The sequence below is a fragment of the Streptomyces sp. NPDC033270 genome (assembly GCF_055576575.1).
In genome coordinates this window covers 124,069-137,483 of record NZ_JBVIRA010000010.1, presented here as the reverse complement: position 1 = coordinate 137,483, position 13,415 = coordinate 124,069, and the positions used below count along the sequence as shown (strand labels likewise).

Sequence of the window (13,415 nt, the reverse complement as noted above, 5' to 3'; positions counted from 1 at the left end):
GAGCGGCTCCGTCGGGGTGAGGCGGACCCGCCCTACGGCGTGGCGCCCTCCCGCAGCGCGTCGATCAGCGCCGCCACCGACGGCCTGCGGCGCGCCGCGGAGCCGACCGCGACCACGATGTGGCGGACGACCGGGTCGTGCAGCGGCACCGCCGTGATGCCCTGCGAGCGCAGCCGCAGCATCAGCTCCGTCAGCGGCGCGACGCCCAGCCCCGCCCCGACCATCGCCAGCGACGTGGCGGTGTCGGTCACCTCGTGGACCACCCGCGGCTCGAAACCCGCCCGGCGGCACACGGCGCGGATCGCCCGCCCGTAGTACGAGCCGGCCGCCGGCAGGATCCAGTCGCAGTCGGCGGTCTCCGCGAGCCGCAGCGCACCCGCCGGCCCCTCCGGCACGTCCCATGGCGGCCGTCCCGTGGGCACGGCGAGCGAGAACCGTTCGGAGCGCAGCCGCACCAGCTCCACCGCGCCGTCCCGGACCAGCGGCGCGTCCGGATAGTCCAGCCCGAGCGCCAGCTCCACCCGTCCGGCACACACCTCCGCGTACGCCTGGTCCACCTCCACCTCGCGGCTCTCCACCCGCACACCGGGGTGCCGGGCACCCAACCGGCGCAGGGCCGGCGGCAGCAGCACCGCGGCCGCCGTACCGAACACCCCCAGCCGCAGCCGCGCCCGCAGCTCCCCGCGGCCCCGCTCCAGCGCCGCCACCGCCTCCGCCTGCGCGGCCAGGATCCGCTCCGCGTGGTCGGCGAGCGTGTGCCCCGCGTCCGTCAACTCCACCCGGCGCCCGGCCCGCCGGACCAGCTCCGTGCCGGTGGCCCGCTCCAGCGCCGCGATGTGCTGCGAGACCGCGCCCGGCGTATAGCCGAGGGCCGCGGCCGCCGCGGTCATCGTGCCGCTCCGGGTCAACTCCAGCAGCGTCCTGAGCTGGACCCCTGGCAATTCCATGGCGGCACCCTAGGCCCTGACCCATCGGACAGGCCCGAAGGGCTGTCCGCCAGGGAGGCCGGGACGGCCCTCAGCCGGCGCCGTCGGCCTGCCCGGCTCCGTGCGCCGCCTTGCCAAACCCCCTGGGGCCCAGAAGTCTTAATAGATCGCGTCCAGCAACTGTGGATGGACGCGGCACGGCCCGCCCGTCACCATCTGAACCACCGGTGACCGCGCTCCACCCGCACCGGTGCGTCCGACCTCCCACCACCCACTCCGTACCGCACCAGCAGACCGGAAGGCGGCCCGGATGGCATCCACCGCGACCTCGGCGAAGGCCCGGGTCCCCCTCCCCGACCAGGCCGACGTCGTGATCATCGGCGGCGGTGTCATCGGGGCGAGCATCGCGTTCCACCTGGCCGAGGCGGGCGTGACCGGAGTGCTCCTGCTGGAGCGCGACCGGCCCGCCTCCGGCTCGTCCGGCAAACCCCTCGGCGGCGTCCGCGCCCAGTTCTCCGACCCGCTCAACATCCAGCTCGGCCTGCGCAGCCTGGACGCCTGGCGGGACTTCGTCCGGCGGCCCGGCGCCACCGTCGGACTGGAGTCCGTCGGCTACCTCTTCCTCCTCGGCGACGACCGCGAACTGGCCGTCTTCACCGAGGGAGTGCGCACCCAGAACGCACACGGCGTCCCCAGCCGCATCATCACCCCGCGCGCCGCCCAGGAGCTGTGCCCGTACCTCGACCCAACCGGCATCGTCGCCGCCGCCTTCTCGCCCACCGACGGCTACGCACTGCCGCGCTCCGCGGTGACCGGCTATCTGCACGCCGCCCGCCGGCTCGGCGCGAGCGTGCGCACCCACTGCCCGGTCACCGCCCTCGACACCGCCGACGGCGCCGTGCAGGCCGTCCACACCCCGCACGGCACCGTCCGCACCCCCGCCGTCATCTGCTGCGCGGGCGCCTGGTCCGGGGCCATCGGCACCATGGCGGGCGTCGACCTCCCCGTCACCCCGCTGCGCCGGCAGATCGCCTTCACCGGGCCACTGCGCCCCGCACCGCCCCGCATCCCCTTCACCCTCGACTTCGACTCCACCCTCTACTTCCACAACGACGGCGCCGGCGGCCTGCTCATGGGCCTGTCCGACCCACGCCAACAGCCAGGATTCCAGCGGGACTTCACCCGCGAATGGCTCGCCCCGTTCCGTGCCGCGGCGGCCCGCCGGGCACCGGAACTCGCCCGCCTGCCCGTCGTCGACGGCTGGGCCGGCCTCTACGAGATGACCCCCGACCGCAACGCGCTGATCGGCGAGGCCCGCCGGCCCGGCCGGTTCCTGTACGCCACCGGCTTCTCCGGCCACGGCTTTCTGCAGGCCCCCGCCGTGGGCGAACTCGTCCGCGACCTGTACCTGCGCCGCGAGCCGTTCGTCGACATCGGGCCGCTCGCCGCCACCCGCTTCGACGACACCACCCGTCCCGCCGGCCGCCCCGAGGCCCACATCATCTGACCCCGGTCCGCCCCGACCCCCGGAGCTGCGTATGGTCCCCACCTGGCAACTGCGCGCCGCGTTCGCCCGCCGGCTCTCCGCCATGTACGGCACCGAAGTCCCCGCGTACACCACGCTGCTGGAGGTGGCCGGGCAGGTCAACGACGAGGTCGCGGCCCGGGACCCGGACGCGGGCCGGCTCGGCGGCATCAGCCGGGTCACCGCGGAACGCCACGGCGCGATCCGCGTCGGCACACCCGGCGAACTCCGCCAGGCCGCCCAGATCTTCGCCGCGTTCGGCATGTACCCGGTGGGCTTCTACGACCTCAGGGACGGCGACGAGGGCGCCGTACCCGTCGTCTCCACCGCCTTCCGGCCGATCGGCGGCGAGGAGCTGGACCGCAACCCCTTCAGGGTCTTCACCTCACTGCTGACCACCTCCGACCGCCGCTTCTTCGACGCCGGCCTGGCAGCCCGGGTCGAGGACTTCCTCGCCCGCCGGCAGCTCTTCCCGCCGGAACTCCTCGCCCTGGCCGCACGCGCGGAGCAGGCCGCCGGACTCCCCGAGCCGCAGGCCGAACGCCTCCTCACCCTGGCGGTCGCCGCGTTCGCGCTCTCCCCGGAACCCGTCGACCGCGCCTGGTACACCGAACTGGAGCGCGTCTCCGCGGTCGCCGCCGACATCGGCGGGGTGACGACCACCCACATCAACCACCTCACCCCCCGCGTCCTGGACATCGACGCCCTCTACCGGCGGATGGCGGAGCGCGGCATCACCATGATCGACCGGATCCAGGGGCCGCCGCGCTGGGAGGGCCCCGACGTCCTGCTGCGCCAGACCTCCTTCCGGGCGCTGGCCGAGCCCCGCAGGTTCCGCGCGGCCGACGGCCGGGTCACCGTCGGATCGCTCCGGGTCCGCTTCGGCGAGGTCGAGGCGCGCGGCATCGCCCTGACCCGCGCGGGGCGGGCCCGCTACGACCACCTCATGGCGGAGACCGACCGCCGGATGGCGCTGAGTCCGGGCGCCGACCGGCAGGCGGTGGCCCGCGACCTGTGGCGCCAGGGCTTTCCCGCCACCGAGCACCAACTCGCCGTCGCACACCAGGCGTTCTTCACCTACCAGCCGGCCACCGACCGGCCCCGGGACGGCCGGCGCCCGCCCGCCGACCTCGCCGGCCTGCTCACCCAGGGCTGGCTCACCGCCCACCCCGTCGTCTACGAGGACTTCCTGCCCCGCTCCGCCGCCGGCATCTTCCGCTCCAACCTGACCGGCGACGGCACCCGCGACGCGGACCTGGCGGGCGACCCCTTCGACGCCCACCGCCTGTCCGAGGCGATCGGCCGGCCGGTGCTCGACCCGTTCGCGCTCTGCGCCCGGCAGCAGGACCACTCGCTGCGGCAGGCGCTGTTCACCCTTCAGGCGAGCGCGGCGCTGCGCGCACTGGACGACGGGGAACTCGTCGACACCGAACCGGCCGGCGCGGATCCGGGCGTCCCGGACCCGGCCCGCTGACCACCGACCACCCCCCTTCACCGATCCGGCCCGCTGACCACCGTCCACCCCACCTTCACCCAGGAGTTCCGCCATGCCCGCCACCGACTCCGCCGGCCACCGGCTCCCCGACACCGACGCCCTGCGCGCCCGCGCGGCAGCCGCCCTCGGCCGCTGCGGCGTGGACCTCGACGCATGCACGGGCGCCGCGGCGGCCGACACCGTCCTCGCCCGTACACCGCTGACCGGCGACACCCTCGCCCACCTCGCCGCCACCACCCCCGAGCAGACCGACGCGGCCGTCGCCGAGGCGCACCGCACCTTCGAGGACTGGCGCACCGTGCCCGCCCCGCGGCGCGGCGCGCTCGTCAAGCGGCTGGGAGAACTCCTGGCCGCCCACCGGGAGGACCTCGCCGACCTGGTCACCATCGAGGCCGGCAAGATCCGCTCCGAGGCGCTCGGCGAGGTGCAGGAGATGATCGACATCTGCGACTTCGCCGTGGGCCTGTCCCGGCAGCTCTACGGTCGGACCATCGCCGGCGAGCGGCCCGGTCACCGGCTGTCGGAGAGCTGGCACCCGCTCGGCGTCGTCGGCGTCCTGTCCGCCTTCAACTTCCCCGTCGCCGTCTGGTCCTGGAACACCGCTGTCGCCCTGGTCTGCGGCGACACCGTCGTGTGGAAGCCGTCCGAGCTGACCCCGCTCACCGCCCTGGCCTGCGACGGGCTGCTGACCCGCGCGGCCGCCGACGTGGGGGCGCCGGCCGGGGTGCACCGGCTGCTGCTCGGGGCCCGGGAGTGCGGTGAGCGACTGGTCGACGACCCCCGGGTGGCGCTGGTCAGCGCGACCGGATCGGTACGGATGGGACGGCAGGTCGCGCCCCGGGTCGCCGCCCGCTTCGGCCGCTGCCTGCTCGAACTCGGCGGCAACAACGCCGCCGTGGTCGCCCCCTCGGCCGATCTCGACCTCACCGTCCGCGGCGTCGTCTTCTCCGCGGCGGGCACCGCGGGCCAGCGCTGTACGACGCTGCGCCGGCTGATCGTCCACGAGGACCTCGCCGACCGCCTCGTCGAGCGGATCGTGCACGCCTACGGACAGCTGCCGCTGGGCGACCCGTTCGACCCGGCCACCCTCGTCGGCCCGCTCATCACCACCGCCGCCCACACGGCGATGTCCGAGGCGCTGGCCGAGGCGCAGCGCTCCGGCGGCAAGCTGCTGGCCGGCGGCGAACGGTGCCTGGCGGACGAGGCCCCGCACGCCGCCTACGTCCGGCCGGCGATCGTCCGGATGCCCGAGCAGACCGAGATCGTCCGCACCGAGACCTTCGCGCCGATCCTGTACGTACTGACCTACCGCACCCTCGACGAGGCCATCGCCCTGCACAACGGCGTTCCGCAGGGCCTGTCCTCCAGCATCTTCACCCGCGACCAGCGCGAGGCCGAGCGCTTCCTGGCCGCGGACGGGTCCGACTGCGGTATCGCCAATGTCAACATCGGCACCTCCGGCGCGGAGATCGGCGGTGCGTTCGGCGGCGAGAAGGAGACCGGCGGCGGCCGCGAGTCGGGCTCCGACGCCTGGCGCGCCTATATGCGCCGGGCCACCAACACCGTCAACTACTCGGCGGAGCTGCCGCTCGCGCAGGGCGTCAGCTTCCTCTGAGCGTGCCACCGGGCCGGCCCGGGGCGTACCCGGCCCGGCTGGCCCGGCCGAGGTCCTGGACGAGAGTGGGCGACGGGCGCGGGATCTCGCCGAAGTCCTCGTCGTCGCTGTCCACGACCAGCCGGTTGATCACGTTCTCCAGGGCCGACGGAAGGGTCGGGGCGAGCCCGCTGTGCCACTGGACCAGGAGGTTGTGCCGGTCGGCGTCCGGCAGCAGCTGCTTGTCGTCGAACGCCGCCACCGACGGGCGCTCCTCGTCGGGGGCGTGCGCGGCCTGCTCGCGCCAGTAGGCGGCGTCGCGGTACTCGCCGTTGCGGCGGTGGGAGAGGTACAGGCAGTAGGCCGCGGTCCGGCTGCCGGCACCGGCGCCGAAGTGCCACCAGAAGTGCGCCGCGTCGCAGCGTCCGGTGATGTGCAGCAGACACGCGAAGACCAGGGCGCCTTCGGGGTCGATGTGGTGGTCGTTGACCAGCCGCTCCAGGCTGGCCGCGGCCGCCGCGGCGTTGACCACCAACGCACAGGCCAGCTGGAGTTCGTGGGTGGCCTCGTCGCGGGCGCTGGGGTAGGCGCTGGGCGCCCCGCGGTCGGCGGGCCCCGGCAGCACCGCCGCCCGTGGCCCGTCCGCCCCCGTCCGCAGGGCGACGGTCCGCGCGCCGGGGCCGCGGGGCACCGTGCGGTCGGCGAGGTCGCAGATACCGGCCAGGCCGTCGATTCCGGACACCGCGGCGGCGGCGCTCAGCAGCGTCTCGACGGTCTCCCGGCGGCCGGCCGGGCGTGGGTGCGACATGGTTCAGTTCCCCCTGGTGTTTCCCTGGTCGATGCCGAGAGCCGCGGCGAGCTTGCGCTTGCCGCGGCTCGCATAGGAGCGGACGGTGACTTCGTCGACCCCGAGCAGCGCCCCGATCTGGGCGTCGCTGTAGCCGATGACATGCCGCAGCACGATCACGTCGCACTGCCGCTCCGGTAGCCGGGCGATGGCGGCGTACAGCCCCAACTGGCTTTCCAGCATGGCGAATTGCTGCTGGCACTCGCGCAGCAGGGCGTGCGCGACGACGGCGAAGGCGGCGGTCTCGGTGAGCGCGGTGGGCTGCTGGTGGTCGTAGAGCCACTCCACCACCCGCTCCTTGAGGACCGACCAGGCGTACGCCTCGACCGAGGCCTGCCGCAGCGCGTGCGGCCACAGCCGGCCGAGCTGCTCGTACGCGGACAGGGTGACCTCGCGGGCCGCGGGCTCGCTGCCCGTATGCAGATAGGCGTACGTCAGCCACTTGCCGGCGTGGGTCGCCAGGAACGCCTCGAAGGTGATCGACAGCCGGTGGTCGGACGGCCCCGGCGCGCGGGTCGTCGGGGGGCAGCGGGAGGGCGCGGCTAACTCCGTGATGCAGGCGTGCGCCGGGGCGCACGCCGCGGGAAGTCGGTCCCGGTCAACGCTCACGAGCCGTCCTCGTTCCGGTCGCCGTGCACCGCTGACGGGGCGCCGAGGCGACGGCGGCAGCGGGAGGGCGGTTTGCCCTCACCCACCAATGAACAGGAAAGTGGGCCCGTTTGTGGCATGGGAGACGCAAAAATCTTCCGCTGCGTATTCATATGACTACCCGCGACAACGTGATGTGACGGCCCGTGACATTTCCGGCCCGGATGGTCACAATCCGTGCGGGGTGCTCGCCCCGCATGATCCCGGGCGGACCGGGCAGTGCTCCAGCAGCCGTGTGCCCGGAGGCGTGTTGCACACATCGAGGGCGCACGGCTCCTAAGAGTGCGCCCCCTGGCCGCCGGGAGGGGACGGGGAGCGGCACGCCGTACTGGGGAGGCAGCGGACGATGAACGACCACGAGCCCGTGGTGGACCTACAGCTGGACCGGGCCCACTCGTCGCGGATCTACGACTACTTCCTGGGCGGCAAGACCAACTTCCTGGCCGACCGGATGGCCGCCGGCAGCGTGCTGGGCGTCTTCCCCGCCGCGCTGGTCGCCGCCCGCATCAACCGCGAGTTCATGCACCGCGCCACCCGCTTCCTGGCCGCATCCGGCCTGCGGCAGTTCCTCGACATCGGCACCGGCATCCCCACCCGGCCGAACCTCCACGACATCGCCCAGGACGTCGCCCCCGACGCCCGGGTGGTCTACACCGACAACGACCCCATCGTCCTCGCGCACGCCGCGGCCCTCCTGCACGGCAGGGCCGAGGGCCGCACCGCCTACCTCCAGGCCGATGTCACCGACCCCGAAGGCATCCTCGGCGCACCGCGGCTCCTCGACACCCTCGACCTGAGCCGGCCCGTCGCGCTCAGCCTCAACGCCCTGATGCACTTCGTCACCGACGACGGGCACGACCGCGCCCACGGCATCGTCGAGACCCTCAAGTCCGCACTCCCCAGCGGCTCGGTCCTGGCGATGACGCACGCGACGGCGGACTTCAGCCCCGAGGCGATGGCGCAGATCCTCAAGATCTACGCCACCGCCGGGACCGTCCTGCAGTTCCGCCCCCGCGCCGCGTTCGCCCGCTTCTTCGACGGCTGGGAGCTGCTGGACCCCGGCGTCACCCTCTCCCACCAATGGCGCCCCGACCGCCCCGAGGACGCCACCCACGTCACCGACGCGGAGGCCGCCTGCTACGCGGCCGTCGCCCGTAAGCCCTGAACGGGGCGGTGGCGGGCGGGCCCGCACGCGGCCCGCCCAGCTACCGCCCCGCCCGTCAATCCTTGCGGTACTCGTACGCCTCCGCGGCCGCCGCCGCGACGGCGTCCAGATCCGCCCCCGTCGAAGCGGTGACCACCGCGGCCACCGCCCCCTCCACGAACGGCGCGTCCACCAGCCGTGCGCCCTCGGGGAGTTCGTCCCCCTCGGCGATCAGCGCCTTGACGGTCAGCACCGCACTGCCCAGGTCGACCAGGATCGCCACCCCCGCCCCGCGGTCCACCGCCCGCGCCGCCTCGGTGATCAGCTCCGAACTGGTCCCCAGCCCGCCGTCCGGCGTACCGCCCGCGGCCGCCACCGGAGCCTGCGCCCCGCCGCCGGCCAGTCCGATGGCCAACGTCGCGACGGACTCGGCGACCGGCCCGCTGTGCGACACCAGCACCACTCCGACCAGCGGCGCCCCGTCACCGGCCGCTCCGTCACCGGCCGCTCCGCCGCCGCCCGCCTGCGCCTGCGCCGCGCTCACTTCGCCACCTCCGCGAGCGCCTCGAACAGCAGCGCCGACGACGTCGCCCCCGGGTCCTGATGCCCGATACTGCGCTCGCCCAGATAGCTGGCCCTGCCCTTCCTGGCCTGCATCGGTACGGTCGCCAAGGCACCGTCCCCGGCGGCCTCGGCCGCCGCGTCGAACGAGGTCGCCAGCGCAGCCACCCCCGGCTCCAGCGCATCGAGCATCGTCTTGTCACCCGGCGCCGACCCGCCGAGCTGCCCCACCGCGGCCACACCGGCGCCCAGCGCCGCCCGCAACTCCTGCGCCGACACCTCCGCCGCCTCGCCGAGCGCCTTCCCGGCACGCCGCAGCAGCGTCCCGTACAACGGCCCGGACGCGCCGCCCACACTCGAAATCAACTGCCGGCCGGCGGCGACCAGCACCGCACCGGGCGTCGCCGGCGGCTCGCCCTCCGCCACCGTCTTGACCACGGCCGCGAACCCACGCTGCATGTTCCTGCCGTGGTCGGCGTCACCGATGGCCGAATCCAGCTCGGTGAGCCGGTCGGCCTCCCGGTCGATGACGGTGGCCGCCGCCGTCATCCAGCGTACGAAGAACGCGGCATCCAGGGCCGTTTCGGACACGGGCTACTCTCCTTAGGTCGTTCGGTCACTGCGCGGGTGCACGGCCTCAGCGGCCCCAGCGGAGCCCCGCCGTCTGCACCGGCGCGTCCCACAGCCGCAGCAGCTCACCATCCACCTGACACAGCGTCACCGAGCAGCCTGCCATGTCCAGCGACGTCACATAGTTCCCGACGAGCGTCCGGGCCACTGCCACGCCCCGCTCGTCCAGCACCCGGCGCACCTCCGCGTTGAAGCCGTACAGCTCCAGCAGTGGCGTCGCACCCATGCCGTTGACCAGTACCAGCACCGGCAGCCGCGGCTGAAGGTCCTCCAGAATCGCATCCACCGCGAAGTCCGCGATCTCGTGCGAGGTCATCATCGCGCGCCGCTCCCGCCCCGGCTCGCCGTGGATCCCCACCCCCAACTCCAGCTCACCGGCGGGCAGATCGAACGTCGGGCTGCCCTTCGCCGGCGTCGTACACGCGCTGAGCGCCACCCCGAAGCTGCGCGAGGACCCGACGACCTGCCGGGCCACCGCCTCCACCCGCTCCAGCGGCATCCCCTCCTCGGCCGCGGCCCCGGCGATCTTCTCCACGAACAGCGTCGCGCCGGTCCCGCGCCGCCCCGCCGTGAACGTCGAGTCGGTCACCGCGACATCGTCGTCCACCAACACGGAGGCGACCTGCACCCCTTCGTCCTCCGCCAGCTCCTGCGCCATCTGGAAGTTGAGCACGTCCCCCGTGTAGTTCTTCACCACGAACAACACGCCACGCCCACTGTCCACGGCCGCCGCCGCACGCACCATCTGGTCCGGCACCGGCGAGGTGAACACCTCCCCGGGACAGGCCGCGTCCAGCATCCCGGGCCCGACGAACCCCCCGTGCAGCGGCTCATGCCCACTGCCGCCCCCCGACACCAGCGCCACCTTCTCCGCCACCGGCGCGTCCCGCCGCACGATCACCCGGTTCTCGGCATCCACCACCAGCTCGGGATGCGCCGCCGCCATTCCTCGCAGCGCGTCGGCGACGACGGTCTCCGCGACGTTGATCAACATCCTCATGGGTACCTCCAGGTGAGATGGGAACTCGTACCTCTGGCCGGTGTTTCCCCAGGTCAGAGTGGATTCCGGCAGTTTCGGCAGTTTCTGATCTTGGCGGTCTGTGGCGGTCTGCTGCGGTCGTATGCGGGGGTCCGGCGGGGTTGATGCTGGCGTGATGTGGACCTTCCTGATGGCGTGTCAGGCCTGTTCTGGACGTCGCGAAGGTGGCGGGCTCGCCGGTTCAAGTATCGGACCGTGAGCCGATGACGGCCGTGCCATCCGTGGGTGTCGTCGTGCCTTGAGCGGTGTCACCTCGCGCTGCCTGCGAACGATCATCGTCGTGTCCACGGCTCCATGGAAGTGCACGAGGTGGACGGCTGGCCAGTCGTCTCCGGGTGCAGCTGTCGTGGGAGCATGAGCGGCCGTGATCATGACGCAGACGGTTGCCGAGGAGCCAGCGTGAGACGGAACGTCGGATTGACGGTGGTGCTCCTGGCGGCTCTGGCGTTGCTGACCGCGTGCGGGGGGTCGGCGGGAGGCACCCATCCCTGCACCTTGACGGACACGCCCGCGGGGATCCGGGTGGAGGTCGACCCGCACCTGGCGAACAGGGTGGCCGCCGCGAGTCTTACGGCTTGCTGGGACGGCGCATGCCGGAAGCGCGCGCTGCAGCTGCGGGAGACCCGGCCGGAAAACCCGGCGGCTCCGGGAAACCCCGTGATGACCACGGAATCCGCAACCGCCGCGGAGCGCCCGGTAGCGACGACCGCCCGAACTCCCGAGCCCGCTATCTGGCCTAGCTTCGCGCTCGTACGTGGCCTGCCGGGGAAGCCGATACGCGTCAGGCTGGTGTTCAGGAACCAGCGGGGCGCCACCGTGCTCGATCGACGGATCAGTGTCACCCCGCAGCCCACCTATCCCAACGGCCGCGACTGCTCGCCGGGCGGCCGTCAGGCACGCCTGACGGTCACGGGAGAGGGTGCTGTGATCTCACCCCCGCTGTGACTGCGGTGAAGCAGGCAATCAGCTTTCACGCCGGCGTTTGCGGTGGGGCCGGCGCGAGGCGCACGGGGCTGTCGAGGTCGCCCACGGCCGCACCGATGTGAGCCCGTCCGCGCTGGATGTTCCCGCCTGCGCACCACCAGGAGAGAAAAGCCGTGGCGGTGGCGTAAGCGTAAGCCCAGCGGTTGATCGGAATTCGGGATCTGGGCAGTCGTTTGGCAGCCAGACGGGACCTAATCGCCTCTTGAGGAACCGTCACCTGGATGACAGCGTCTTGCTCATATGCGGGGGTCGGTTGACCAGGGGGTTTGTTTCACGTGGGTGTAGTGCTGCCGGGCTGGGCGGACGAGATTCTCGACATCATCGGCGTTTCATGGCCGAATGTGGATGAGGACGACTACCGCGATATGGCCGATGCGCTGCGGGAGTTCGCGGACGACATTGACGGCGGTGCGAACGAAGCACATCAAGCCATCCAGAGCCTGGTCGGCTCAGCGGGCGGTTCGCTGGGAGTGGAGGCGCTCAACGCCCACTGGGGCAAGATCAACGGGAAGCATCTGAAGGGCCTCGCCGAGTGTGGGCGCCTGGCCGCGACAGCCATGGATGGCGTGGCTGTGCTCATCGAGGGCGCCAAAATTGCCGCAATCGTCCAACTCGGCATTCTCGCCGCCGAGGTGGTCGCAGCTCAGGTCGCGGCGCCCTTCACGTTCGGCCTCTCGGAACTAGGAGCACTGGCGGGCACTCAGGCCACCCGCCTTGCAGTACGCAGGATCATCAAAGAGGTCTGCCAGCAGGTCGTCGAGCAGGTGGTCAGTGCTGCTCTGACCCCTGTCGAGGAAGCTCTTGGCGCGATGGTCGGCGACTTAGTGGTGCAGCTCGGGGCCAACGCCCTTGGTATGCAGAAGGGTGTTGACCTCGGCCATGCGGCCCAGGCGGGCAAGGACGCCGGGAAATCCGCCGCTGCCGGCATGCAGCTGCTGAGCGCCGGCGGCGGGAGCGGAGGCGGAGGCGGTGGTGGTGCCGGCGGCGGCTTCACTTTCGATCCTGACGCCCATGACAAGGCCGTCACAGGACTGCAGAGTGCCGGTGGCACCTTCCGTAACAAGGCCGGCGGCAAGCTCAGCCGTGCCAAGGGCCATCACGGGCGCACCCGCGGCAAGGACGTCATCGCCAACGCCGCCGCTCCGATGATCGACAAGGTCATGGACGGACTGGAGAAGGGCGTCAAGAGGACGGCCACGCATCTCGACGAGGCCATGACCGGTGGCGTCAAGAAGATGGCCAAGAACCATCGCGACAATGATGACGAGACCGCGCTGTCGATGGCCAAGTTGCGCAAGCGTGACGATGGCACGCCCATGTACCTGCTGGGTGATGACGGATCCGTTCAGCGTCTTCATCCTGACGGGAAGAAGGAGAAGCTCACCGACGAGGACAAGCAGCGCATCGGCCTGAAGTTCAACGGAGACAATGTTGGCCGACCCCAGGAAGGTGAACCTCTTGTCAAACTGGACCCGCAGGGCACCAAGCCTCGGCCGCGCCAGCCGTCCAGAAGAGTTGAGCCGGGAAGCACGCAGCTGTCACGAGCCACTCAGCTGGCTCGACATTCAGGTGACGCTTACGGGCCCAAGCCGGGGAAGCCGGGCACTCCCAACAACTATGCGGCAGTTCGAATGGACGGTGCAAACGGTCACGGCGACTTCATTATGGTGGGAAGAAGCAGCGGTTTTCGTCACTCCGAGAGGATCGTTGGGTTCCCTGTCCTCCGTGACGGCCAAGAGGGGAGGATGAGGGAGCTGTACACGGAGCGGGGGCCGTGCACTTCCGGTCCAAGATGTGCAGAGTGGATGAACGAGCGGCTCTCGCACGTCGATACAACTCACAGCTTCGATTATCCAGAGAATGATTCCAAACCGGCAAGAAAAGCCATGAACGACGACGTCAAGGAATACCTGAACCGCCTGAGAGCAAACAGGTGATTGCGTCGATGCCATCCATTGGATCCATGTCCCATCCGAGTGATAAACTCGGTTTCGCTCTCATCGCGTGTTACAGGTAAGGACG

The 13,415-nt window shown here is 71.9% G+C and carries 11 protein-coding genes; 5 read left to right on the top strand and 6 right to left on the bottom strand.

Annotated features, from left to right (window positions below; translation table 11 throughout):
• Positions 1-32: 32 nt before the first annotated feature.
• Complete coding sequence (locus ACZ5XZ_RS16590; RefSeq protein WP_468978419.1) at positions 33-947, bottom strand: LysR family transcriptional regulator; 915 nt, start codon at positions 945-947, stop codon at positions 33-35.
• Between the two features lie 289 nt (positions 948-1,236).
• Here ACZ5XZ_RS16590 and ACZ5XZ_RS16585 point away from each other — a divergent pair, with 289 nt between their 5' ends.
• The 3 genes from ACZ5XZ_RS16585 to amaB all read left to right on the top strand — a co-directional run bounded on the left by ACZ5XZ_RS16585 (position 1,237) and on the right by amaB (position 5,561).
• Complete coding sequence (locus ACZ5XZ_RS16585) at positions 1,237-2,433, top strand: NAD(P)/FAD-dependent oxidoreductase (RefSeq protein ID WP_468978417.1); 1,197 nt, start codon at positions 1,237-1,239, stop codon at positions 2,431-2,433.
• Between the two features lie 31 nt (positions 2,434-2,464).
• Positions 2,465-3,925 (top strand): 2-oxoadipate dioxygenase/decarboxylase, encoded by a 1,461-nt coding sequence (gene hglS / locus ACZ5XZ_RS16580; RefSeq protein ID WP_468978415.1) that lies wholly within the window; start codon positions 2,465-2,467, stop codon positions 3,923-3,925.
• A 73-nt stretch (positions 3,926-3,998) separates the two neighbouring features.
• Positions 3,999-5,561 carry an L-piperidine-6-carboxylate dehydrogenase gene (gene amaB / locus ACZ5XZ_RS16575; RefSeq protein ID WP_468978414.1) on the top strand — a complete coding sequence of 521 codons (1,563 nt, stop codon included), beginning with the start codon at positions 3,999-4,001 and terminating at the stop codon, positions 5,559-5,561.
• On the opposite strand, the gene ACZ5XZ_RS16570 is transcribed toward amaB, so the two are convergent.
• A complete protein-coding gene (locus tag ACZ5XZ_RS16570; protein WP_468978413.1) occupies positions 5,548-6,348 on the bottom strand; it encodes a hypothetical protein in 801 nt (266 codons plus the stop codon). The two genes, amaB and ACZ5XZ_RS16570, sit on opposite strands and share 14 nt — an antisense overlap.
• Before the next feature lie 3 nt (positions 6,349-6,351).
• Positions 6,352-6,996: an RNA polymerase sigma factor gene (locus ACZ5XZ_RS16565; protein WP_468978410.1), complete on the bottom strand. Its 645-nt coding sequence runs from the start codon at positions 6,994-6,996 to the stop codon at positions 6,352-6,354.
• A gap of 385 nt (positions 6,997-7,381) precedes the next feature.
• On the opposite strand from ACZ5XZ_RS16565, the gene ACZ5XZ_RS16560 reads away from it, so the two are divergent.
• Positions 7,382-8,200, top strand: coding sequence for an SAM-dependent methyltransferase (locus tag ACZ5XZ_RS16560; RefSeq protein WP_468978409.1), 819 nt, complete (start codon positions 7,382-7,384; stop codon positions 8,198-8,200).
• Between the two features lie 55 nt (positions 8,201-8,255).
• On the opposite strand, the gene ACZ5XZ_RS16555 is transcribed toward ACZ5XZ_RS16560, so the two are convergent.
• The 3 genes from ACZ5XZ_RS16555 to dhaK form a co-directional block, all read right to left on the bottom strand.
• Complete coding sequence (locus ACZ5XZ_RS16555; protein WP_468978614.1) at positions 8,256-8,651, bottom strand: PTS-dependent dihydroxyacetone kinase phosphotransferase subunit DhaM; 396 nt, start codon at positions 8,649-8,651, stop codon at positions 8,256-8,258.
• A gap of 68 nt (positions 8,652-8,719) precedes the next feature.
• The gene (dhaL, locus tag ACZ5XZ_RS16550; RefSeq protein ID WP_468978406.1) at positions 8,720-9,331 is read right to left on the bottom strand and encodes a dihydroxyacetone kinase subunit DhaL; all 612 of its coding nucleotides are present in this window, start codon (positions 9,329-9,331) and stop codon (positions 8,720-8,722) included.
• 46 nt (positions 9,332-9,377) lie between these two features.
• Positions 9,378-10,370, bottom strand: a complete 993-nt coding sequence (gene dhaK / locus ACZ5XZ_RS16545) for a dihydroxyacetone kinase subunit DhaK (protein ID WP_468978404.1) — start codon at positions 10,368-10,370, stop codon at positions 9,378-9,380.
• 1,298 nt (positions 10,371-11,668) lie between these two features.
• On the opposite strand from dhaK, the gene ACZ5XZ_RS16540 reads away from it, so the two are divergent.
• Positions 11,669-13,330: a WXG100-like domain-containing protein gene (locus ACZ5XZ_RS16540; RefSeq protein WP_468978402.1), complete on the top strand. Its 1,662-nt coding sequence runs from the start codon at positions 11,669-11,671 to the stop codon at positions 13,328-13,330.
• Positions 13,331-13,415 lie beyond the last annotated feature (85 nt).

Coding starts and splice junctions, on each gene's coding strand:
- ACZ5XZ_RS16590 (WP_468978419.1), bottom strand. CDS start 947: ATGGAATTGCCAGGGGTCCAGCTCAGGACGCTGCTGGAGTTGACCCGG.
- ACZ5XZ_RS16585 (WP_468978417.1), top strand. CDS start 1,237: ATGGCATCCACCGCGACCTCGGCGAAGGCCCGGGTCCCCCTCCCCGAC.
- hglS (WP_468978415.1), top strand. CDS start 2,465: ATGGTCCCCACCTGGCAACTGCGCGCCGCGTTCGCCCGCCGGCTCTCC.
- amaB (WP_468978414.1), top strand. CDS start 3,999: ATGCCCGCCACCGACTCCGCCGGCCACCGGCTCCCCGACACCGACGCC.
- ACZ5XZ_RS16570 (WP_468978413.1), bottom strand. CDS start 6,348: ATGTCGCACCCACGCCCGGCCGGCCGCCGGGAGACCGTCGAGACGCTG.
- ACZ5XZ_RS16560 (WP_468978409.1), top strand. CDS start 7,382: ATGAACGACCACGAGCCCGTGGTGGACCTACAGCTGGACCGGGCCCAC.
- dhaK (WP_468978404.1), bottom strand. CDS start 10,370: ATGAGGATGTTGATCAACGTCGCGGAGACCGTCGTCGCCGACGCGCTG.